Annotated in this window: 23 protein-coding genes; 11 read left to right on the forward strand and 12 right to left on the reverse strand. The window is 66.9% G+C overall.

Translation table 11 applies throughout. From position 1 onward, the window contains the following. Positions 1-39: 39 nt before the first annotated feature. Positions 40-504 (forward strand): TIGR02444 family protein, encoded by a 465-nt coding sequence (locus QKY98_RS03330; RefSeq protein ID WP_027598176.1) that lies wholly within the window; start codon positions 40-42, stop codon positions 502-504. On the opposite strand, the gene rsd is transcribed toward QKY98_RS03330, so the two are convergent. The 8 genes from rsd to QKY98_RS03370 all read right to left on the reverse strand — a co-directional run bounded on the left by rsd (position 501) and on the right by QKY98_RS03370 (position 7,664). Then, a complete protein-coding gene (gene rsd, locus QKY98_RS03335) occupies positions 501-977 on the reverse strand; it encodes a sigma D regulator (protein WP_284670335.1) in 477 nt (158 codons plus the stop codon). The genes QKY98_RS03330 and rsd overlap by 4 nt on opposite strands. A gap of 109 nt (positions 978-1,086) precedes the next feature. Next, entirely contained in the window at positions 1,087-1,572 is a 486-nt protein-coding gene (locus QKY98_RS03340; protein WP_027598175.1) for a disulfide bond formation protein B, read from the reverse strand. Between the two features lie 88 nt (positions 1,573-1,660). Then, positions 1,661-2,869 (reverse strand): heme biosynthesis HemY N-terminal domain-containing protein, encoded by a 1,209-nt coding sequence (locus tag QKY98_RS03345; RefSeq protein ID WP_027598174.1) that lies wholly within the window; start codon positions 2,867-2,869, stop codon positions 1,661-1,663. Beyond that, the gene (locus tag QKY98_RS03350) at positions 2,866-4,032 is read right to left on the reverse strand and encodes a uroporphyrinogen-III C-methyltransferase (protein WP_284670336.1); all 1,167 of its coding nucleotides are present in this window, start codon (positions 4,030-4,032) and stop codon (positions 2,866-2,868) included. Before QKY98_RS03350 ends, QKY98_RS03345 begins: the two co-directional genes overlap by 4 nt. Before the next feature lie 17 nt (positions 4,033-4,049). Continuing rightward, positions 4,050-4,808, reverse strand: coding sequence for a uroporphyrinogen-III synthase (locus QKY98_RS03355; protein WP_042135284.1), 759 nt, complete (start codon positions 4,806-4,808; stop codon positions 4,050-4,052). Next, positions 4,805-5,743, reverse strand: coding sequence for a hydroxymethylbilane synthase (hemC, locus tag QKY98_RS03360; protein WP_037007646.1), 939 nt, complete (start codon positions 5,741-5,743; stop codon positions 4,805-4,807). Before hemC ends, QKY98_RS03355 begins: the two co-directional genes overlap by 4 nt. A gap of 93 nt (positions 5,744-5,836) precedes the next feature. Beyond that, a complete protein-coding gene (locus QKY98_RS03365; RefSeq protein WP_007161369.1) occupies positions 5,837-6,583 on the reverse strand; it encodes a LytR/AlgR family response regulator transcription factor in 747 nt (248 codons plus the stop codon). Between the two features lie 4 nt (positions 6,584-6,587). Next, a complete protein-coding gene (locus QKY98_RS03370; RefSeq protein ID WP_007161370.1) occupies positions 6,588-7,664 on the reverse strand; it encodes a sensor histidine kinase in 1,077 nt (358 codons plus the stop codon). A 128-nt stretch (positions 7,665-7,792) separates the two neighbouring features. On the opposite strand from QKY98_RS03370, the gene argH reads away from it, so the two are divergent. Both argH and QKY98_RS03380 read left to right on the forward strand, forming a co-directional pair. After that, positions 7,793-9,187 (forward strand): argininosuccinate lyase, encoded by a 1,395-nt coding sequence (argH, locus tag QKY98_RS03375; protein WP_284670337.1) that lies wholly within the window; start codon positions 7,793-7,795, stop codon positions 9,185-9,187. Between the two features lie 330 nt (positions 9,188-9,517). After that, the gene (locus QKY98_RS03380; protein ID WP_027598169.1) at positions 9,518-10,246 is read left to right on the forward strand and encodes an endo alpha-1,4 polygalactosaminidase; all 729 of its coding nucleotides are present in this window, start codon (positions 9,518-9,520) and stop codon (positions 10,244-10,246) included. A 146-nt stretch (positions 10,247-10,392) separates the two neighbouring features. On the opposite strand, the gene QKY98_RS03385 is transcribed toward QKY98_RS03380, so the two are convergent. Then, positions 10,393-11,268 carry an NAD(P)-dependent oxidoreductase gene (locus tag QKY98_RS03385; RefSeq protein ID WP_027598168.1) on the reverse strand — a complete coding sequence of 292 codons (876 nt, stop codon included), beginning with the start codon at positions 11,266-11,268 and terminating at the stop codon, positions 10,393-10,395. 36 nt (positions 11,269-11,304) lie between these two features. Beyond that, a complete protein-coding gene (locus QKY98_RS03390) occupies positions 11,305-12,291 on the reverse strand; it encodes a magnesium transporter CorA family protein (protein ID WP_007161374.1) in 987 nt (328 codons plus the stop codon). Positions 12,292-12,346: 55 nt separating this feature from the next. Here QKY98_RS03390 and QKY98_RS03395 point away from each other — a divergent pair, with 55 nt between their 5' ends. Beyond that, positions 12,347-12,625, forward strand: coding sequence for a hypothetical protein (locus tag QKY98_RS03395; RefSeq protein ID WP_027598167.1), 279 nt, complete (start codon positions 12,347-12,349; stop codon positions 12,623-12,625). Here QKY98_RS03395 and rnk read toward each other — a convergent pair. Continuing rightward, the gene (gene rnk, locus QKY98_RS03400) at positions 12,622-13,005 is read right to left on the reverse strand and encodes a nucleoside diphosphate kinase regulator (RefSeq protein WP_007161376.1); all 384 of its coding nucleotides are present in this window, start codon (positions 13,003-13,005) and stop codon (positions 12,622-12,624) included. The two genes, QKY98_RS03395 and rnk, sit on opposite strands and share 4 nt — an antisense overlap. A gap of 192 nt (positions 13,006-13,197) precedes the next feature. Continuing rightward, positions 13,198-13,527, reverse strand: a complete 330-nt coding sequence (gene cyaY, locus QKY98_RS03405) for an iron donor protein CyaY (protein ID WP_027598165.1) — start codon at positions 13,525-13,527, stop codon at positions 13,198-13,200. A gap of 169 nt (positions 13,528-13,696) precedes the next feature. Here cyaY and lptM point away from each other — a divergent pair, with 169 nt between their 5' ends. The 7 genes from lptM to QKY98_RS03440 all read left to right on the forward strand — a co-directional run bounded on the left by lptM (position 13,697) and on the right by QKY98_RS03440 (position 20,571). Then, entirely contained in the window at positions 13,697-13,822 is a 126-nt protein-coding gene (gene lptM, locus QKY98_RS03410) for an LPS translocon maturation chaperone LptM (RefSeq protein WP_007161378.1), read from the forward strand. A 9-nt stretch (positions 13,823-13,831) separates the two neighbouring features. Beyond that, positions 13,832-15,079 carry a diaminopimelate decarboxylase gene (lysA, locus tag QKY98_RS03415; RefSeq protein ID WP_027600344.1) on the forward strand — a complete coding sequence of 416 codons (1,248 nt, stop codon included), beginning with the start codon at positions 13,832-13,834 and terminating at the stop codon, positions 15,077-15,079. Between the two features lie 10 nt (positions 15,080-15,089). After that, complete coding sequence (gene dapF, locus QKY98_RS03420; RefSeq protein ID WP_284670338.1) at positions 15,090-15,920, forward strand: diaminopimelate epimerase; 831 nt, start codon at positions 15,090-15,092, stop codon at positions 15,918-15,920. After that, a complete protein-coding gene (locus QKY98_RS03425; protein ID WP_007161381.1) occupies positions 15,917-16,603 on the forward strand; it encodes a DUF484 family protein in 687 nt (228 codons plus the stop codon). Before dapF ends, QKY98_RS03425 begins: the two co-directional genes overlap by 4 nt. A gap of 15 nt (positions 16,604-16,618) precedes the next feature. After that, positions 16,619-17,512: a tyrosine recombinase XerC gene (xerC, locus tag QKY98_RS03430; protein ID WP_042135280.1), complete on the forward strand. Its 894-nt coding sequence runs from the start codon at positions 16,619-16,621 to the stop codon at positions 17,510-17,512. Further along, positions 17,509-18,201, forward strand: coding sequence for an HAD family hydrolase (locus QKY98_RS03435; RefSeq protein WP_042135278.1), 693 nt, complete (start codon positions 17,509-17,511; stop codon positions 18,199-18,201). Before xerC ends, QKY98_RS03435 begins: the two co-directional genes overlap by 4 nt. Positions 18,202-19,191: 990 nt before the next feature. Continuing rightward, complete coding sequence (locus QKY98_RS03440) at positions 19,192-20,571, forward strand: hypothetical protein (RefSeq protein WP_027598161.1); 1,380 nt, start codon at positions 19,192-19,194, stop codon at positions 20,569-20,571. Positions 20,572-20,584: the final 13 nt, after the last annotated feature.

Raw genomic sequence — 20,584 nt, forward strand, 5'->3', positions numbered from 1 at the left:
AGTGTAGCAGCTCCACCACCCACGAACGGGGAGGCGGACATGCAAGAGGACCTGTGGGAATTCGCGTTGGCAGTATACGCCCGGCCCGGCGTGGAAGGCGCCTGTTTGCGTCTGCAAGAGGCCGGCGCCGACGTCTGTCTGGTGCTGACGGCGCTCTGGCTGGATCGCCGCAACTGCGCCCTGGATGCCGAGGGCCTGGCCCGGCTGCAGCGCGCCTCGCAGCACTGGCAGGATACGGTGGTACGCCCCCTGCGCCAGTTGCGCCAGGCCTGGAAGGCCGCGTCCAGCGCGGACGAGAGCCTGGCGGCCCTGCGGGAGCAGCTCAAGGGACTGGAATTGGCCGCGGAACGTGAACAGCTCGCGCGTCTGGCACGACTCGCGGGCCATTGGCCGTGTCGCGGGGCACAGGGCCCGGGGGATTGGCTGCACGCGCTGGCACCGCGCGAGGCAGCCGCAGCGGACCTCGACCTGCTGGCCGAGGCCGCGCGGGGGAACCGGGGCTAGACCGACGCCAGCCGCGGTTGCTGGTGCGAGGTGTGCAGCACCTCGATCAGGCAGTCTTCGAGTTCGAAGCGCTCGCGCAGGGTTTCGCCCAGCAGCTTGAGTTCGATGGTCAGCAGACCCGGGTCCCGATAGGCCCCGCGCTCGAATCTGTCGTTGAAGTTCAGCGCGGCGTCGGTCAGGGCCTGCAGGCGCGGATAGACGCTGTCGGCGAACTCGATGGCGCGCTCGTCCTGGAATTCCCGGGCTTCGGCCACCAGTTGCTCGTAGATCTCGAAATGCGCGGTGGACATGTAGTCGACCAGCATGTCGCAGAGCCGCTCCAGTTCGCTGACCTCGCGCACCGGTCCCATCAGGGGCTCCATGTCCAGGGTTTCGTAAGCGGTCACCAGCTCGCGGCGGGCAATCAGCCAGCGGTCGATCAGCTGGTGGACCCCACCCCAGCGTTCCTGGGCATTGCGGCAGGTTTCTAGCATGACGGCAGCTCTCTATACGGGCGAGACGGTCCGGGCGCAGGCGCCCGGCTGTTATCAGGAACTATACCGACATCGCCTCGCCAGGCGAGTGCCGTTGCTCGGAGAAAGCTCAGCGACGGCGGAAGATCTTGACCAGGCTCAGGGCCATGAGCAGGACGAAGGCCAGCAGGCTCCATTCCGGGATACTCAGACCGAACAGCGTCCAGTTGACCTCGGCGCAGTCGGCGGTGCCGTGCAGGACCAGGCGGATGATTTCCTGGAAGGGCAGCGCCTGCATCATGTAGTCGAGGCTCGGCAGGCAGGCCGCCAGCTCTTCCGCCGGGACCGTCTGCAGATAGACCTGGCGGCCCGCGGTGGCGGCGCCGGCGGCGGCCAGCAGCAGCAGGACCACGCCATAGATGCGTCGTCCGCGCTTGCCCGGCGCCTGGATGCCGGCGATCAGCGCCACCACCCCGACCAGAATGAAGAAGATCCGTTGCATGACGCACAGCGGGCAAGGCTCGAGGCCGACCACGTGTTCGAGATAGAGACCGACGCCCATGAGCACCGCACAGGTGGCGGCCATGAACAGGAAGATGAAGCGGGGACTAGTCACGGACGCGCCGTCTCCAACAGGGAATTGGGACGTTACGGTAGAGAAAGCCCGGGCACCTTTCAAGGACCCGGGCAGACGAGCCGCGCCGTCAGACCCGCGGCGTCGGCAGCGAAGTGGTGTCGGACTCGCGCCACTGGCTCTGCAGGAGCTGCTGGCTGCGGTCCACATCGCCCAGCTGGATGGCCACCCTGGCCAGTTCGCCGGCGGTGACTGCGGACGGCCGCTGCGCCAGACTGCGCTCCAGATATTCGCGCGCCTTGCCCCACAGCTGGTTGTTCATGCACAACCGGCCCAGGGCCAGCAGCAGCACCGCATCCTGGGGGCGATCCTTGAGCCAGCCTTCGGCGTGGTGCAGCGGACGACTGGCATCGCGCGGACGCAGCTGGCCATAGAGCTCGACCAGGCGCTCGTCCCACTGGCGATTCAGGGTGATGTGCAGCACCTCTTCGGCCAGGTCGTCGCGGCCGATGGCGCGCAGCTGACGGGCATAGGCCAGCACCACCGAGGCATCGCCCTTGAGCGCCGTGGGCACCTGCTGCCACTGGGCATCCACCGCCGATTCCGCGCCCTGGGCGGGCACCTCGTCGAGGGTCGCGATCCAGACCTTGCGCTCCAGGTCGTCCTGCTCCTGGGGGCGCAGCACTTGCTGCTTGCGCAGTTGCGGCAGCAGGGCGATCAGTGCCGGCCAGTCGCGCAGGGTCACCTGCAGGCGCTGCAGTTGCAGCAGCACCTCGCCATTCTTCGGATACTTGGCCTGCAACGGCGCCAGGCTGTCACGGGCTTCCAGATACTGGCCGCGGTCGATCTGCAACCGGGCCTGCTGCAGACCGATGGCCAGGTCGGCCTGGGGCTCGCGCTCGCGGGCCTGGCGCAGCAGGCGGTCGCGTTCTTCGAGGTCGCCCAGTTCGTTGGCGGCGCGGGCGGCGCCCAGCAGGACGAACAGCGGCTGGTCGGCGTGCTCGGCGGCGCCTTTCAGGTGCTTGAGGGCACCGCTCCAGTTGCCTTCGGCCAGTTCCAGCTGACCCTTGTGGCGCGCCTGCTCCAGGCGGCGCTGGCGATTGTGCCGCGACCAGGGGTTGAGCACCTTGCCGGTCAGGCCGAGGGCGCCCAGCACCAGCTTGAGAATGTAGAGAGCCAGCCAGACCGCCACCAGCAGAGCCAGGAAGGCCCAGAGACTCGATTCGTAGCGGAAGTTGCTGTAGGACAGCAGCACGTAGCCCGGCTCCTTGGCCAGCACCACGGCAACGCCCAGGCCGACGAGCAGGGCGAACAGGAACAGCAGGTACAGGCGCTTCATGGGCGATTCTCCTGAGCCGCGCCGGCGGCGGCATTGTTCGGCTGGATTTGCTGACGCTGGGCGATGTAGGCCTGCAGCGCGGTCAGGGCCGGCGTCAGGTCAGGCGCCTCGAAGGTGACCGGCCGTTCGGCCAGCTCCTGCAGGCGCAGCTTGACCGCACGGCTGTCGGGATTCTGGTTGTTGAAGTGGGCGGCGAGGACGTCTTCGGCCTGCTCGATGGAGAGCCGGTAGACCTCCTGATTGCCATTGAGCACGGCCCACTGCGCCTGCTCCAGCGCCAGGCTCATGGCCAGGCGGACCTGGGCCAGGGACTCCTCGGCCAGCAGCGGACGAATCGGCTGGTCGGCGGAAAAGTCGATGCGGAAGTAGCTGGAGATGCGCTGGCGGAAATCCTGCCACCACTGCTGCAGGGCATTGCTCGGCGGTACCGCGGCCTTTTCGACGCCGGGCTGGTCGGCCACGGTGGTGGAAAAGCGTGGCGGCAGGGGTTCCAGGCTCTGCACCTGATTGCGCAGCGATGCCAGCTGGACGAATTGCCCGGTGCGATCCAGGTCGGGCAGCTGGCGCAGGGTCTGCTGGGCATTGGCCAGTTGCTGGCGGGCGGCGAAGGCAGCCGGGTCGTTCTGGGCCTTGAGGATGTCATCGACACCCTGCAGCAGATTCTGGGCGCTGGGCACGTCCTGCAGCGCGGTCATGCGCAGGGTGGCCATGCGCAGCAGGTGCTCGGCCTCGGTCAGGCGCCAAGCCTGGCGACTCTGGCCGACCACCTCCTTGAACTGTTCGGCGAGGTGCTGCTGGTCGCCCTGCAGCTCACCAAGCTGACGGCGGCGCTCTTCCAGCTCGTTGGCCGAGGGCAGGCGGCCCAGATCGGCACTCAACGTCTGGTTGCGCATTTCCAGCTGGCGCAGCTGGCTGCGCAGATCCTCGGCCTGGGCGGCCTGACTCTGCTCGGCCTGACGCACCTGCTGCAGTTGCCAGACGCTCCAGCCGCCGACACCCAGGCCACCGGCGGCCACCAGCAGGGCCAGCAGCGCCAGACCGGACGCCTTGCCCGAGCCCTTGCGGCGCACGCTTGCCGGTGGGGGTGCCGGCGGCGGCGAGGCGGGAGTCACGACAGGATCGGGAGAGACGTCGTCGGCGCGGGGGGCTTGAGTTTCGCTCACGGGAATTCCTTGTAGGGTCAATCCGGATGGTGATGGGCAAGCGCGGCGATCAGGGCGCCGGCGCTGGCGCCCTGGCACTCGATGATGAGCTCGCAGCCGCTGGCACGAGCCAGTTCGGCCACACGGGCGCTGGGTACCAGCAGGGGATAACGGCGCACCGCGGGCCAATCCGCACCCGCACAGGCCTGCAGATGCGCGAAACCCTGCCCACTGCTGACCATGATGGCATTCAGGCGTTCCGCTGCCAGGGTCTCTAGGACCTGCCCTGCGGGGTAGTCCGGGCACTGGCGGCGATAGAGTTCGAGCACCTCGACGCGGGCGCCGCGGGCGGTGAGGGTGTCGACCAGCAGGTCGCGGCCGCCCTCTCCGCGCAGCAGCAGCACCTCGGGCGCCGGGCGCTCTAGGGCTTCCTGCAAGGCCGGCAGGGCCAGCAGGCCTTCGCTGTCCTCACGCTGGGGATGGTGCACCTGCAGTCCATAGTCTTCGAGCACGGCGGCGGTGGCCGCGCCCACGGCGAACCAGGCCTGCAGCGGCGGTTGCGGCCAGTACTGATCGAGGGCGGCGAGGCCCATGCGGGCCGCCGGCTTGCTCACCACCAGCACGGCGGCATAGCGATCGAGATCGAGCCAGAGTGAGCGCTGTTCGGGGGTTTCCGCCAGGGGCTGCAATTCCAGCAGCGGCAGGCTGGCCGTGGCGATGCCCGCCGTGTCCAGGGCGGCGGCCAGGGGTGGATTCTCCTCCGCCGGCCGGGTCAGCAGCAGTCGCCAGGCGCTCATGATGCGCCGGAGACCCCATAGACGGCATCGAGAATGCCCTGGGCGCCCTGGGCCAGCAGGTCTTCGGCCACGGTCACGCCCAGCCCGGCCGGGTCGTTCAGCGGGCCGCGGGCCTCGGCACGCAGCAGCAGCCCGCCATCGGGCTGGCCGACCAGGCCGCGCAGCCAAAGCAGTTCGCCTTCCTGTACCGCATAGCAGGCGATGGGCACCTGGCAGCCGCCATTGAGACGCCGATTCAGGGCGCGCTCGGCGGCGACGCGGCGTTCGGTGTCGAAATGGTGCAGGGGTTCGAGCAGCGCATGGACCTCGGCATCGTCGGTCCGGCATTCGATGCCCACGGCGCCCTGGCCGCCCGCCGGCAGGCTGTCTTCGACGGTCAGGTATTCGCGGATGCGCTCGGCGAAGCCCAGGCGGATCAGCCCGGCCGCGGCCAGGATGATGGCGTCATAGTCATCGGCATCGAGCTTGGCCAGGCGGGTATTGACGTTGCCGCGCAGAAAGCGGATCTCGAGATCCGGGCGCAGGGCCAGCAACTGGGCCTGACGCCTCAGGCTGGAGGTGCCCACCACACTGCCCTGGGGCAATTCGGCAAGACCGGAATGGCGATTGGAAACGAAGGCATCGCGCGGGTCTTCCCGCTCGCAGATGGCATACAGCCCGAGACCTGCGGGGAATTCCATGGGCACGTCCTTCATGGAGTGCACGGCGATGTCGGCGCTGCCGTCGAGCAGGGCGTTTTCCAGTTCCTTGACGAACAGACCCTTGCCGCCGATCTTGGCCAGGGGCGCGTCGAGCAGCTTGTCGCCGCGACTGGTCATGGGCAGCAGACTCACCCGCAAACCCGGGTGGGCCGCTTCGAGGCGGGCTTTCACATAGTCGGCTTGCCAGAGTGCCAGGGCACTCTGGCGCGTGGCGATACGGATTTCGCGGAGCATGGACATTACCGGCACGTCAGATTGCCGGCCATGATAGCAGGTCGACCGGCGCCCCTCCCCCGCTGCGCGCCGGTCGCCAACCCGCGAGCGACGTCAGATGCTGTGCATCAGGCGGCGCACACCGGCCACATGACGGCGGCTGACGGTCAGGGCGTCGCCGTTCATGCCCTTGAGGAACAGCTGGAAGTGGCCCAGGGGCGTGCGCTGCAGGCGCTCGATGCGCTCGCGGGAAACCAGCGCATTGCGGTGGATGCGCACGAAGCGCTCACCGAATTCGTCTTCCAGCGCCTTGAGCGGTTCATCCAGCAGCACCTCGCCACCGGAGTGTCTCAGGGTCACGTACTTGTGGTCGGCGATGAAATAGACCACGTCATCCAGGGGGATCAGCTCGATGCCCTTGCGGGTCCGGGCGCTGATATGGCTGCGCGGACCCGGACCACCACTGGCCGGCGGCTTGGTCAGGGCGGCCAGCTGCATCCGGTTGGGCCGCTGGGCCTTGCTCAGGGCAGCGGCCAGGTCCTCCTGCCGCACCGGCTTGACCAGATAGCCCACGGCGCTGACCTGAAAGGCGTCGAGCGCGTATTCGTCGTGGGCGGTCACGAAGATCACCGCGGGCGGCGATTCGCGCTCGCAGAGACGCGCGGCCACTTGCAGACCGTCCAGACCCGGCATGCGGATGTCGAGCAGGACGATATCGGGCTTGAGGTTTTCAACCAAAGCGAGGGCTTCCTCACCGTTGGTGGCTGTTGGCTCCAGGGCGGTATAACCGTCCAGTTGCCCCACCAGACGGGCCAGACGCTCGCGCGCCAAGGGTTCGTCATCGACGATCAGGACATTCATAAGCTCAGGCTTCCCGCATGAGTCGCTCGCATGGATAGCGAAGAGACGTTGTATGCCGCTGGTCGCGGCGTTCGATTTTGAGACTCGCAGCTGGTCCGAAAAGTGCCGTCAATCGCGCCTCGATATTGCTTAAAGCTTGACGGGTGCCCTTGGGTGGGCGTGGCTGCTGCTCCACCTCGGGGTCATAGGGGTTGCTGATGACCAGCTCGAACACCCCCTCCCGGTAGGTGGCGAAGATGGTGACCAGGCCCCCTTCGATGCGCGGCGCCACACCATAGATCAGGGCGTTTTCCAGCAGCGGCTGCAGCGTCAGCTGGGGAATCGGCAGGTCCGCCGGCACCCCGTCCACGTCCCACTGCAACTGCAGGCGATCGCCCAGGCGCAGGCGCTCGATCTCCAGATAGCGCCGCGACAGCTCCAGCTCCTCGACCCAGCGCACCTTGGTGCCGGGCTGGGCGAGGCTGGCGCGGAACAGCGCCGACAGGTCCAGCACCGCGCGCTCGGCCTTGTCGGCGTCCAGGGCGACCAGGCTGGCGATGCTGTTCAGGCTGTTGAACAGGAAATGCGGGCGGATGCGCGCCTGCAGCGACTCGATGCGCGCCTGCAATTCGGCCTGCTGCTGGCGGCGCCACTGGCTCTGCAGCCAGAAGTAGCGCAGCAGCAGCATGGACATGATCAGGGCGATCAGCGCGTGCCTCATGTACAGCCGCACCTCGCCGACCCGCTGTAGCGGTCCGGCCAGCTGCAGCCAGTCGGCCACCAGGGTGCAGAGCAGGGTCAGGGCCACCACGATGGCGCAGCAGAAACCGCCCGCCACCACCGGTCTATGGCGTGCCAGCCAGGGCCGCAGGCGACAGAGCAGCGCCGCCGACAGCAGCACGATCCACTGCACGAACAGCGACACCAGCGCCAGGCGGATCCAGTTGAACTGCAGGGTGAAGGGTTCTGCCAGCACCAGGACCAGCACCAGCAACTCGGCCAGCACCACCAGCACGAGCAGGGCCTCCGGTTCGCAGAGCGCCGGGACGAAGAAGTCGTCGACCTTGACCGGTCGGGGGGTTTTGCGGCGTTCGAGTATCATGGAGGCAGTGTGGGTCAGATACCACTCGTCGGCAAGTCGGCTCCGTTGAATCGGGCCGGCACCCGCTCAGGACTGCTATCATCGGCCCCCTTCTTTCCTTACCGACAAGCCCAGCAGCAGGCCGATCCATGAGCAGCGAAAAAACCAACCAGTCCTGGGGCGGACGCTTCAGCGAACCCGTCGACGCCTTCGTCGCCCGCTTCACCGCCTCGGTGGACTTCGACAAGCGTCTCTACCGCCACGACATCCTCGGCAGCCAGGCCCATGCCCGCATGCTGACCCAGGCCGGAGTGCTCAGCGAAGCCGAGCGCGATGCCATCGTCGCCGGACTGGACGAGATCCGCAGCGAGATCGAGGCCGGCACCTTCGAGTGGCGCGTCGACCTGGAAGACGTGCACATGAACATCGAGGCGCGCCTGACCGAGCGCCTGGGCGTGGTCGGCAAGAAGCTGCACACCGGTCGCAGCCGCAATGACCAGGTGGCCACCGACATCCGCCTCTGGCTGCGCGACGAGATCGACGCCATCCTCGTCGAGCTCAACCGCCTGCAGGCCGGCCTGCTGCAACTGGCCGAGACCGAAGCCGACACCATCATGCCCGGCTTCACCCACCTGCAAACCGCGCAACCGGTGACCTTCGGTCACCACCTGCTGGCCTGGTTCGAGATGCTCTCCCGCGACCACGAGCGCCTGGTCGACTGCCGCAAGCGCGTCAATCGCATGCCCCTGGGCAGCGCGGCGCTGGCCGGCACCACCTACCCCATCCAGCGCCAGGTCACCTGCGAGCTGCTGGGCTTCGAGGCCATCGGCGGCAACTCCCTGGACGGCGTCTCGGATCGCGACTTCGCCATCGAATTCTGCGCCGCGGCCTCCCTGGCAATGATGCACCTGTCGCGTTTCTCCGAAGAGCTGGTGCTCTGGACCAGCGCCCAGTTCCAGTTCATCGACCTGCCCGATCGCTTCTGCACCGGCTCCTCGATCATGCCGCAGAAGAAGAACCCCGACGTGCCCGAGCTGGTACGCGGCAAGACCGGCCGGGTGTTCGGCGCCCTCACCGGCCTGCTGACCCTGATGAAGGGCCAGCCGCTGGCCTACAACAAGGACAACCAGGAAGACAAGGAACCGCTGTTCGACGCCGCCGACACCCTGCGCGACTCCCTGCGCGCATTCGCCGACATGGTCCCGGCCATCAAGCCCAAGCGCGAGATCATGCGCGAGGCGGCCCGCCGCGGCTTCTCCACCGCCACCGATCTCGCCGACTACCTGGTGCGCAAGGGCCTGCCCTTCCGTGACTGCCACGAGATCGTCGGCCATGCGGTCAAGTACGGCGTGGACAGCGGCAAGGACCTGGCCGAGATGAGCCTGGACGAACTGCGGCGCTTCAGCGACCAGATCGAGCAGGACGTCTTCGCCGTCCTGACCCTGGAAGGCTCGGTCAACGCCCGCGACCACATCGGCGGTACCGCCCCGGCCCAGGTCCGCGCCGCTGTGCAGCGCGGCCGCGCGCTGCTGGCCCAGCGCTAACGCCTGCCACTGCGCCTCTCGCCTACCCCTCTGCGGGCGGGCGGGAACGCCGCCGGCCGAAGACTTCGCCCCTGCCGCTCATCGGCCGCGCCAAAGGGCACAAGGGTTCCCTCCACCGCCCCGCAGGCGCCTGGTCCGACGGCAAGGGCTCTAGGCCAGGGGTCTCCGCGCAGGAGGCCTGAAAGCCGGTCGGACGAGCGCCGACCAGCCGTTGATAGGTACGACGACTGGTGCTCAGGAAGGAGACCCGGCAGCCGATACTGGAGGCTTGACCAGCCGTTCGAGTCAAGTCTCATGCGCCTTTCAGCCTGTTCCCTCCTGCTTTGCGGAATGTTCGCCGCGGCTTCCAGCCAGGCCGCCCTGCCGCCGCCGCTGCCACAGACGCTCACCTGGCATGTCCAGCTGAACGGCGTGCTGCAAAAGCCCAATCGCACCCTCTACGACATCGATCTCTATGACACCAGCAAGGCGGTGATCGCCAATCTGAAGGGCAATGGGAAGACGGTGATCTGCTATTTCAGCGCCGGCACCTGGGAAGACTGGCGGCCCGACGCCGCCCTCTATCCCAAGGCCGCCCTGGGCAAGGCGCTGGACGCCTGGCCAGGCGAGCGCTGGCTGGACATCCGTCGCGCCGACGTCCGCGTGCTGCTGGCCAAGCGGCTGGACCTGGCCGTGCAGAAGGGCTGCCAGGGGGTGGACCCGGACAACGTCGATGGCTTCAGCAACCCCAACGGCCTCAAGCTGACCCGGGCCCAGCAGCTGGATTTCCTCAACTGGCTGGCCGACGAGGCGCACAAGCGCAGTCTGCTGGTGGGCCTGAAGAACGCCGTCGACCTGGTGCCGAGCCTCTACACCAAGTTCGACTTCGCCCTCAACGAGAGCTGCTACGACTACGCCGAGTGCAACGCCTACAGCTACTTCCGCACCCAGAAGAAGCCGGTGATGATCATCGACTACGGCCTCTACAGCACCAAGCGCTGCAGCCAGGCCAAGACCTCGGGCTACAACCTGCAATTCTACCCGCTGTCGCTGGCGGCGCTGGGCACCGCCTGCAAGTAGCCGCGAGAGCCTATTCAAAGGCTCGCGAGCTAGAGCCAAACAAGGCGAAAAGGCCTGAGGAAGCGGAGTTTACGAGTGGTAAATGAGCATTCCGAAGGCCTTTTCAACGTAGTTTGGCCGACGCGCAGCAGACTTTGAGCGGGCTCTCAGTCGAGGCCGGCCTTCTTGTGCGACCGCTGCCCCAGCGCGATCCAGTCCAGATCGCCTTCGCCCTGGGCGACGGCCTCCAGCAGGTTGTCCCTCAGGACGCTGGCGAAGGGTAGCGGCACCGCCTTCTCCTGGCCGGCCGCCAGGGCCAGGCCGACGTCCTTGAGTCCCAGGCTGAGCTTGAAGGCCGCCGGCGAGAACTTTCGCTCGGTCAGCAGGCGCCCGTAATTCTGGTACACCGGCGCGGCGAACAGGGTGCTGGTGAGGATCTCCAAGAGTGCCGCGGGCTCCACGCCATAGCTGCGCGCCAGGGCGGTGCTCTCGCCCATGGTCTCGATGGCGCTGGCGATCATGAAGTTGCCGGCGATCTTGACCACATTGGCCTGCCGCGGCTCCGCGCCCACCGGCCAGGTCTTGCGCCCCAGCACATCGAGCAGTGGCTGGACCCGCGCGATCGCCTCAGGATCCCCTGCCACCACGATGTTGAGCTGGCCACTGGCGGCCACGTCGGTGCGCCCGAACACCGGCGCCGCCACGTAGCCCACGCCGGCCTCGGCATGGCGCGCGGCCAGTTCGTCGACCAGGGCCACCGACAGGGTGGCCATGCTGACGTGGACCAGCCCGGCCTGCGCCCGCTGCAGGGCGCCGCTGTCGAGGATCACTTCGCGGGTAGCGGCGTCATTGGCCAGGATGCTGAAGACCACCTCGGTCTCGAAGGCCTCCGCGGGCGACGCCGCCGCGCGGGCGCCCTGGGCGACCAGGCCCTGCACCGGCTCCGGGGAGCGATTCCAGACCACCACCTCATGACCGGCCTTGAGCAGATTGGCGGCCATGCCCTGGCCCATGCCGCCCAGGCCTATGAATCCGATACGCATAGCTTTGCCTCCTCGAGGTGCGATGGATGCCGCCGGCTACAACCAGCGGCGAAATTTGAACCAGGCATAGGGAATCAGCGCCGAGACCACCATGGCGCCCAGCGCCAGCGGATAGCCGAAATGCCAGTCCAGCTCCGGCATGACCTTGAAGTTCATGCCGTAGATGGTGCCCACCAGGGTCGGCGGCAGGAACAGCACCGAGGCGATGGTGAACACCTTGACGATATTGTTCTGCTCCACGCTGATCAGGCCCAGGGTGGCGTCGAGCAGGAAGCCGATCTCGCCGTTCATCTTGGCCTGGTAGTCGCTCAGCGAGCGGACGTCGCGTTCCAGCGTCTTGAACCAGGTCTTGGCCGTGCCGGAGATCCAGGTCGCCCCCGCCCGGCGCAGGTAGGAGACGATGCGATTGATACCCAGCAGGCTCTCGCTGAGCTGGGCCAACAGCTGGTTGCTGCGGCCCAGTTGCTTGACGATGGATTGCAGGTCGGTCTTGGGCTGCTGCTTTTCCTGTTGCGGATCCAGGGGTTCGCGAAACACCGCCTTGGCCAGGCGATTGAGGTGCGCCTGCACCGATTCGAGGATGTCGGCCACGCGGTCCACCAGGCTGTCCAGCAGCGAGGCGAAGATGACGTCGCTGCGACAGTGCTGCCGTGCCTGCTGCTGGGCCTTGCCGAGAAAGGCCTTGAAGGCGGCCAGCTCGGCGTAGCGCACCGTCACCAGCCAGTCGGGGGTCAGTACGAAATTGACCACCGAGGCCTGCGGCTGATGCTCACTGAAGCCGCTGACCACCGTGGTGGTCAGGTGCAGGGCCTGGTCGGTCTGATAGAGTCGCGAGGATTCCTCGATCTCGGCGATTTCTTCCCGGGTGGGGATGTCCATCGCCAACGCCTGTTCGAGATAGCGTTCCTCTGCCTCGCTGGGGTCGAGCAGATCGACCCAGAGCAGATCCGCGGGCAGCGGGTCTCCCGGCGACAGGGGCTGGGCGACCAGCTCGTCGGCGGACAGGCGATAGCAGGTGATCATCGAGAAGACTCCAGGCCGGCATCAGGGGTCGCACTGTAACAAAAGGTATCCAGACATGATTGACCACGCCGATGACGAAGAATCCTTTGTCTCCTCGCATCTAATCGAAGCGGTGGAGAATCAGCTTGCCGCCGGCGAGCCGAGCTATGTGCAGGCGGTACTCAACAAGCTGACCCTGGTCGGCTATGACCGCGAGGAAGCGGTGCTGCTGATGGCCCAGGCGCTATCCTGCGAGATCGCCGCCATGCTCGACGCCGACCGCCCCTTCGACGGCGCCCACTACGAGCGCCTGTTGCGGGCCCTGCCGGACCTGCCCGAGGTCGCGGACGACTAGGCCTCGGCCGGCTCCAGCGCCAGCAGCTCCACCTGCTGCTCCTTGCCACCCGGCACCGGCCAGCTCAGGTGCTCGCCGGGCGTGGCTCCGAGCAGCGCGCTGCCGGCCGGCGCCAGCACCGAGACCCGCCCCTCGCCACCGGCGTCCTCCGGATAGACCAGCACCACCTGGTACTCCTTGCCGGTATCGGTCTCGCGGCAGCGTACGCGCGAATTCATGGTGACCACCGCGCCGATCTCCTCGGGCGCCACCACCCGGGCCTGGGCCAGTTCCTCGTCCAGGGCCTCGGCCACGGGGCCGAATTCGGGCAGGGCATCGAGCAGGCGTTCGAGACGGGGCAGGTCGACGGCGGAAACGGTAATGGGCGATGCATGGCGCATGGCGGACTCCTGGAGGGCGAGACGGTGCGATCCCCGCCGCGGGAGGCGGCCGGACCACCGGGGATGACGGGCGGCAGGCGCCCAGCGGGAAGCCGCCTGAGGCGGCAAAAGAAAACGGCGCTCGAAAGGCGCCGTCAGGTCACGCTAGCACAGGGGTCTCGGCAGCGGTCAAGCCGCACCGACCGCAGGTCGTTACAGCCCCGGCAGGGCCACGCTCTCGCCGGTCTGCTCCAGGGTCACCCGCACCAGCAGCGCGCCGAGGGTTTCGGACGAGGTGTCGCAGATCCAGTTCTGGCCATCCCAGTCGAAGTGATAGCCACCCGAGCGCGCCGCCACCCAGAGCTGCACCAGCGGGGGCTGGCGGCTGAGAATGACCTGGCTGCCGTTGTCGAACTTGATCGTCAGCACGCCACCGGCATTTTCCAGATCGAGGTCCAGACCGCTGTCGTCATAGGCGTCCTCGACCTGACGCTGGGTCTGGTCGACGAGGTGATGGAATTGCGCTTCGCTGAGCCGGCTCATGACGATCCTCGAAAGAAGGGAAAGAATCGCCGCACGGTAGCGGGCCGCCCAGATGACGTCCAGTCGCGACGGCGGCCGGCAGCTGCGCTTCAGCCATCCGGGCGTGTCAAAGAGTCGTTCAACCCCGTTATACTCCGGGCAATATTCGCCTGAATAAAGGTTTAGCGTCATGAAGCGCCTGTCTCTTCTCTTCATCGCCTGCGCCTGCCTGCTGGCCGGCTGCGGTCAGAAAGGCCCGCTGTACCTGCCCGACGACCAGAAAGCCGCCAAAGAACACCGCCACGACGTGTTCTAAGGAGCCACCATGGAAGTCTTCGCTGTCCGTGCAGGTGAACTGCATGCGGAAGGGGTAGCCCTGAGCGCCGTGGCGCAGGAATTCGGCACCCCCGCCTACGTCTACTCGCGAGCGCACATCGAGGGCCAGTACCGCGCCTATACCGATGCGCTGGCCGGTCTGCCGCACCTGGTCTGCTTTGCCGTCAAGGCCAACTCCAACCTCGGCGTGCTCAACGTGCTGGCCCGCCTCGGCGCCGGCTTCGACATCGTTTCCCGCGGTGAACTGGAGCGCGTCCTGGCCGCCGGTGGCGATCCGCACCGGGTGGTGTTCTCCGGGGTCGGCAAGACCCGTGACGACATGCGCCGCGCCCTGGAAGTGGGCGTGCACTGCTTCAACGTCGAATCCACCGACGAGCTGGAACGGCTGCAGCAGGTGGCCGCGGAGCTGGGTGTGGTCGCGCCGATCTCGCTGCGGGTCAATCCCGACGTCGACGCCGGTACCCATCCCTACATCTCCACCGGCCTCAAGGAAAACAAGTTCGGCATCGACATCGCCGACGCCGAGGCGGTCTACGCCCGCGCCGCCGAACTGCCCAACCTGGACATCCTCGGGGTGGACTGCCACATCGGCTCCCAGCTCACCACCCTGCCGCCCTTCCTCGACGCCCTCGACCGCCTGCTGGCGCTGATCGACCGCCTCGCCGAGCGCGGTATCGTCCTGCGCCATCTGGACCTCGGTGGCGGCCTGGGCGTGCGCTATCGCGACGAGCAGCCGCCGCTGGCCGGCGACTACATCCAGGCCATCCGCGAGCGCATCGCCGGGCGCAACCTGACCCTGGTGTTCGAACCCGGCCGCTTCATCGTGGCCAACGCCGGTGTCCTGCTGACCCGCGTGGAATACCTCAAGCACACCGCCCACAAGGACTTCGCCATCGTCGATGCGGCGATGAACGACCTGATCCGTCCGGCGCTGTACCAGGCCTGGATGGCGGTGGAGCCGGTGACCGCGCGCCAGGGCGATGCCCGCCGCTACGACCTAGTCGGCCCCATCTGCGAGACCGGCGACTTCCTCGCCAAGGACCGCGAGTTGGTCCTGGCCGAAGGCGATCTGCTGGCCATCCGCTCCGCCGGGGCCTATGGCTTCACCATGAGTTCCAACTACAACACCCGTGGCCGTGCCGCCGAGGTGATGGTGGATGGCGACCAGGCGCACCTGGTCCGTCGGCGCGAGACGCTGGAAGAACTCTTCGCGGGCGAGAGCCGGCTGCCGGCCTGAGGGGAGTTCCATGCAACTGCGCTTCACCAAGATGCACGGTCTGGGCAACGACTTCATGGTCCTCGACCTGATCAGCCAGCACGCGCACATCCAGCCCAAGCACGTCCGTCTGTGGAGTGACCGCAAGACCGGCATCGGCTTCGATCAGCTGCTGATCGTCGAAACCCCCAGCACCCCGGACGTGGACTTTCGCTATCGCATCTTCAACGCCGATGGCTCCGAGGTCGAACAGTGTGGCAACGGTGCCCGCTGCTTCGCCCGCTTCGTCTTCGACAAGCGCCTGACGGTCAAGAAGCAGATCCGCGTCGAAACCAAGGGCGGCATCATCGAGCTGCTGCTCAAGGGCGACGGCCAGGTCCGCGTGGACATGGGCGCACCGCGCCTGCAGGCGGCCGAGATCCCCTTCATCGCCGAGACGGAGACCCTGAGTCATGCCGTCCAGGTCGAGGGCGAGACGGTCGAGCTGGCGGTGGTCTCCATGGGCAATCCCCATGGCGTGCTGCGCGTCGCCGACGTCGACCAGGCGCCGGTGCTGACCCTCGGGCCCAAGCTGGAATGCCATCCGCGCTTTCCGCAAAAGGCCAATATCGGCTTCCTGCAGGTCATCGACGCCCAGCGCGCCCGCCTGCGGGTCTGGGAACGCGGTGTCGGCGAAACCCGCGCCTGCGGCACCGGTGCCTGCGCCGCCGCGGTAGCCGGTATCCGCCAGGGCTGGCTGAAATCGCCGGTGAGCATCGAACTGCCGGGCGGCCTGCTCAACATCGAGTGGGACGGCGTCGGTCAATCGGTGCTCATGACCGGTCCGGCCACCCGTGTCTACGAAGGCCAGGTAAGAGTATGAGCGACACCCCCGAACTGACCGCGGACCAGGTCGCCGACTGGCTGCTGGACCATCCGCACTTCTTCGCCGATCGCGAAGAGCTGCTGGCGGAGATGCGCGTGCCCCATCAGCGGGGTACCGCCATCTCCCTGGTCGAGCGGCAACTTGGTCTCTTGCGCGATCGCAACGGCGAGATGCGCCATCGCCTGACCCACCTGATGGACGTGGCGCGGGACAACGACCGGCTGTTCGACAAGACCCGTCGGCTGATCATCGGCCTGCTCGACGCCAACAGCCTCGAAGAGGTGATAGGCACCGTCGAAGACAGCCTGCGCCATGAATTCAAGGTGCCCTACGTCGGCCTCATCCTGTTCCACGAGCATCCCCTGCCGGTCGGCCGCAGCGTCACCCCCGCCGAGGCGCAAAAGGTGATCGGTGGCCTGCTGGGCGGCGAGAAGACCACCAGCGGCGTCCTGCGCGCCCACGAACTGGCCTTCCTGTTCGGTGATTCGGCCAAGGAAGAGGTCGGCTCCGCCGCCGTCGCCGCCCTCTCCCACCAGGGCCTGCATGGCGTCCTGGCGATCGGCAGCCCCGATCCCCAGCACTATCGCAGCAGCCTGGGCACCCTGTTCCTCAGCCATGTGGCGGAAGTCCTGGCGCGGGTCCTGCCGCGCTTTCCCGTCCCCTTGCGTACGGTGCGCTGAGCCCGGGAGCGGAGCATGCAGGTCCAGCTCGATGCCTATCTCGATCATCTGCGCCTGGAACGCCAGGTTTCGCCCCACACCCTCGACGGCTACCGGCGCGACCTGCGCAAGCTGCTGAGCTTCGCCGAAGCCGAAGGCCTGAGCGACTGGGGCGGCCTGGACAGTCGGCGCCTGCGCGCCCTGATCGCCCAGCTGCACCGGGCCGGCGCCTCCAGTCGCAGCCTGGCGAGGCTGCTGTCGGCCTGCCGCGGCTTCTATCTCTATCTGATCCGCGAAGGCCACTGCAGCCAGGACCCGGCCCACGGCCTCTCGCCGCCCAAGGCGCAGAAGGCCCTGCCCAAGGTGCTCGATGTCGACCGCTCCATGCAGCTGCTCGATGGCGCCGTGGAGGACGACTTCTTCGCCCTGCGCGACCAGGCCCTGCTGGAGCTGTTCTACAGCTCCGGGCTGCGGCTGTCCGAGCTGGTGGGGCTGGACCTGGCGGATGTGGACCTGGCCCAGGGCCTGGTCCAGGTACGCGGCAAGGGCAACAAGGAGCGGGTGCTGCCCATCGGCAGCAAGGCCCGCGACGCCCTGGAGACCTGGCTCAAGGTCCGGCTCCAGGCCGCACCGCGTGACGACGCCCTGTTCATCGGCCAGCGCGGTCTGCGCCTGACGCCCCGCGCGGTGCAGCTGCGGGTGCGCGAGGCCGGCGTGCGCGAGCTGGGCCAGCACCTGCATCCGCACATGCTCAGGCACAGCTTCGCCAGCCACATGCTCAGTGCCTCCGGCGATCTGCGCGCGGTCCAGGAGCTGCTCGGCCACGCCGACATCGCCACCACCCAGATCTACACCCACCTGGACTTCGGCCAGCTCGCCGAGGTCTATGACAAGGCGCACCCCCGCGCCAAGCGCAAGGCCAGCCGATGACGATTCGCCTCGTGACCTTCGACCTCGACGACACCCTCTGGGAAATCGCCCCGGTCATCCACTCCGCCGAAGCCCTGCTGCGTGACTGGTTCGCCGCCTCCGCGCCGCGGCTGGGCAGCGTGCCGGTCGAGCACCTCTGGGCGATTCGCGATCGCCTGCTGCAAGAGGACGCCGGTCTCAAGCACCGCGTCAGCGAGCTGCGCCGCCGGGTGATCCATCAGGCGCTGCTCGATGCCGGCTACGGCGAACCCGAGGCGGCGCAGCTGGCCGAAGCCGGCTTCGCGGTCTATCTGGCCGCCCGCCAGCAGGTCACCCTGTTCGACGACGTCCATCCCACCCTGGAGCAACTGGCCGATCGCTACACCCTGGGGGTGCTGACCAATGGCAATGCGGACGTCCAGACCATCGGCCTGGCCGACTATTTCCGCTTCGCCCTGAATGCCGAGCAGCTGGGCGTCGGCAAACCCGATCCCACGCCCTTTCGCGAAGCGCTGCGCCTCACCGGCATTCCCGCCGAAGCCACCGTGCACGTGGGCGATAACCCCGTGGATGACGTCCAGGGCGCCCAGCGCGCGGGCATTCGCGCCGTCTGGTTCAATCCCCTGCAGCATCCCTGGCAGGGGCCTGGCCAACCGGATGCGGAGGTCCGCAGCTTGAGCGAGCTTCCCGCCGTCCTGGCAGGCTGGTAAGCCAGCGGAAAACATTAGCAATACTAAATAGCGAAAAGCTGATTTATTTCCGCTCGCCAGCCGTCTACTAGACCCCTGGGTTCTGTTAACTAATCGCCAAAATATTCGTCACATTTATTGCCTTGCCTGGCAGAGGCTTTGCGACTCCCTTCACCAAAAGCTTCGGCCTCGGCCGTTTTTTTGCCAAGCACACCTCATTTGGCCGCCGATTCACCCGGATCAACGGCATTAATAGCCGTCTCGCTGGCCGGATTTGCCGTTCGGACCTCGCGTTGACAGTCCAAACCCTTTTGACAATCATTGCCCCAGGTTCGAAGTAGCGCTGGGATTGCGCGCTGAACCTGCTGCCGTACAGGTCAGGGAAGACAGCATTACCTCCCCCTCCTCTGCGTCTCGCCGATGGCTTTTCAAGTTCCTGTTTTCTGCGTTGTCAGGTCTTGATATCGGTAAATAACCCTCTGCTCATCCCGTCCAGGTGCAAACCCGTGCGGTAGCCATGTCCCGACCGGACCGGTTACCACCCAAGACACGGCAAACCTGTGCGGTAGCCATGCCCAGGCACTGGACAGCAGGGGACGATCACCGTGCCAGCGAGCACTTGCAGGACTACATGGATGTCACCTGAACTGGACTTAACTCTTTTCGCTCATGCCACTTCAGTCTTGCCTGAAACAGGCGGGCGAGTGGCTGCCCAGCCAAACGAACTTCAGCACCCTTAAGGCGGCACGCAGTGTGGCCGGAATCAGCGGGTAAAGATCGCAAAGTCTTCGGCAGATGGCCGTGAGCAAGTTGCTGTATACCCGGCGCCGATACTTTCGAATTAATTACCGGCAATGGCTGGCACCGGTACTGACCGACGTTCATCAGACGGTCACTCAATCAATAAAGATTAAAACGATCTCTTGAATTTCTTGCTGACTGCCGGGCACTGCGAAAGCCAGTTTCTACCACGTTAATTGCGCCCCGATTGCGCACAGAGAGGATGCCCCGATGGCAAGGAATGATCTATCGGAATCGACATTAGGATGTCTAATTGGCGGCGCCGGTCCGGCGGGCCTGGGATTCCTGTTCAATGCCATCAAGCGTGGCGCCCTCGAGCAACTGGCCCAGGCCGGCACCATCATCGTCGATGCCGGGACCGAACTCGGCGCCGGCAAGCTGGGTGACTATCAGATCATCGCCAACTCGGTCAGCGACGTCTTTCTGGACTGCCTGCGCGATCCCCTGCTGGCGCCCATCCTGGCCCCGCTGCAGGCTTCGCCGACCTTTCGCCACCTCAAGCTGAATTCCCAGGAAGCGCCGGCGCTGCCCATCGTCGGCCAGCTCTTCCAGCAGGCCGCCGGCCTGGTCCTGCCCTGGCTCGAACGCCAGTACGGCATCCCCACCTGGCGCCAGACCCGCATCACCGAAGTGACCTGCGAAGGCTCGAGCTATGTCGTCTGGCTGGAACAGGCCGGTGCCATCCGCCGCGTGCGCACCTCCAGCCTGGTCCTCAACCTGGGTGGCCAGCAGACCCGCCACAGCTTCGAGGAAAGCATCCAGGCCATGGGCCTGCAGCTGCCCCAGAGCGCCTCGATCGACAGCTCCGACAATCTGCTGCGCCTGCAACCCGAGGCCCTGCGCCAGCGCTATCGGGCGCGCCTCAAGGATGGCGGTCCGATCTGCGTGGTCGGCGGCTCCCACAGTGCCTTTTCCGCCCTGGACAACCTGGCCAGCGCCCTGCACCACGATGGTCTGCGCGAGCTGACCCTGGTCCATCGCTCGCCGATCCGGCTGTTCTACGAGACCGCCGCCGAAGCCCTGGCCGCCGGCTACGACTTCGACCCGATCCAGGACATCTGCCCCATTTCCAAGCGGGTCAACCGTTCCGGCGGACTGCGCTACCGCGCCCACGAGATCGGTCGCCAGGTCCTTGCCGGTCAGGGCATCGGCGGCACCCCGGTCAAGGTCAGGACACTGCAGCTGGATGGCAGCGCCGACCAGCTCGCCAGCGCCCAGACGCTGTTCGACAGCGCCGCCCTGCTGGTCCAGGGCATGGGTTACCAACCCATAGTGCCCGAGCTGCGCTGCCAGGACGGCCGGCCGCTGACCCTGCGCACCCTGCGCGGCGGCCTGGACTCTGACGCCGCCGGCAGTCCGCTGGACCAGCACGGCCAGCGCCTCAAGGGCCTGCACCTGTTCGGCCTGGGTTCGGGATTGGCGGTGGATCCCCGCCTGGGAAGCGAAGCGTCTTTTTCCGGACGCATCTACGGGGTCTGGCAGTTCCACAACGATGCCAGTCGCGAGGCCCTGGAGTCGGTTCTGGAGCGCCTGGACAAGCCCGGCGCCTCCTTCCGGCAACCGGCCAGCCCGGTCGCCGAGCACGCTTGACCGAACCGACACG

It is taken from the genome of Pseudomonas sp. HR1, assembly GCF_030175875.1.
Taxonomy (GTDB): domain Bacteria; phylum Pseudomonadota; class Gammaproteobacteria; order Pseudomonadales; family Pseudomonadaceae; genus Chryseomonas; species Chryseomonas oryzihabitans.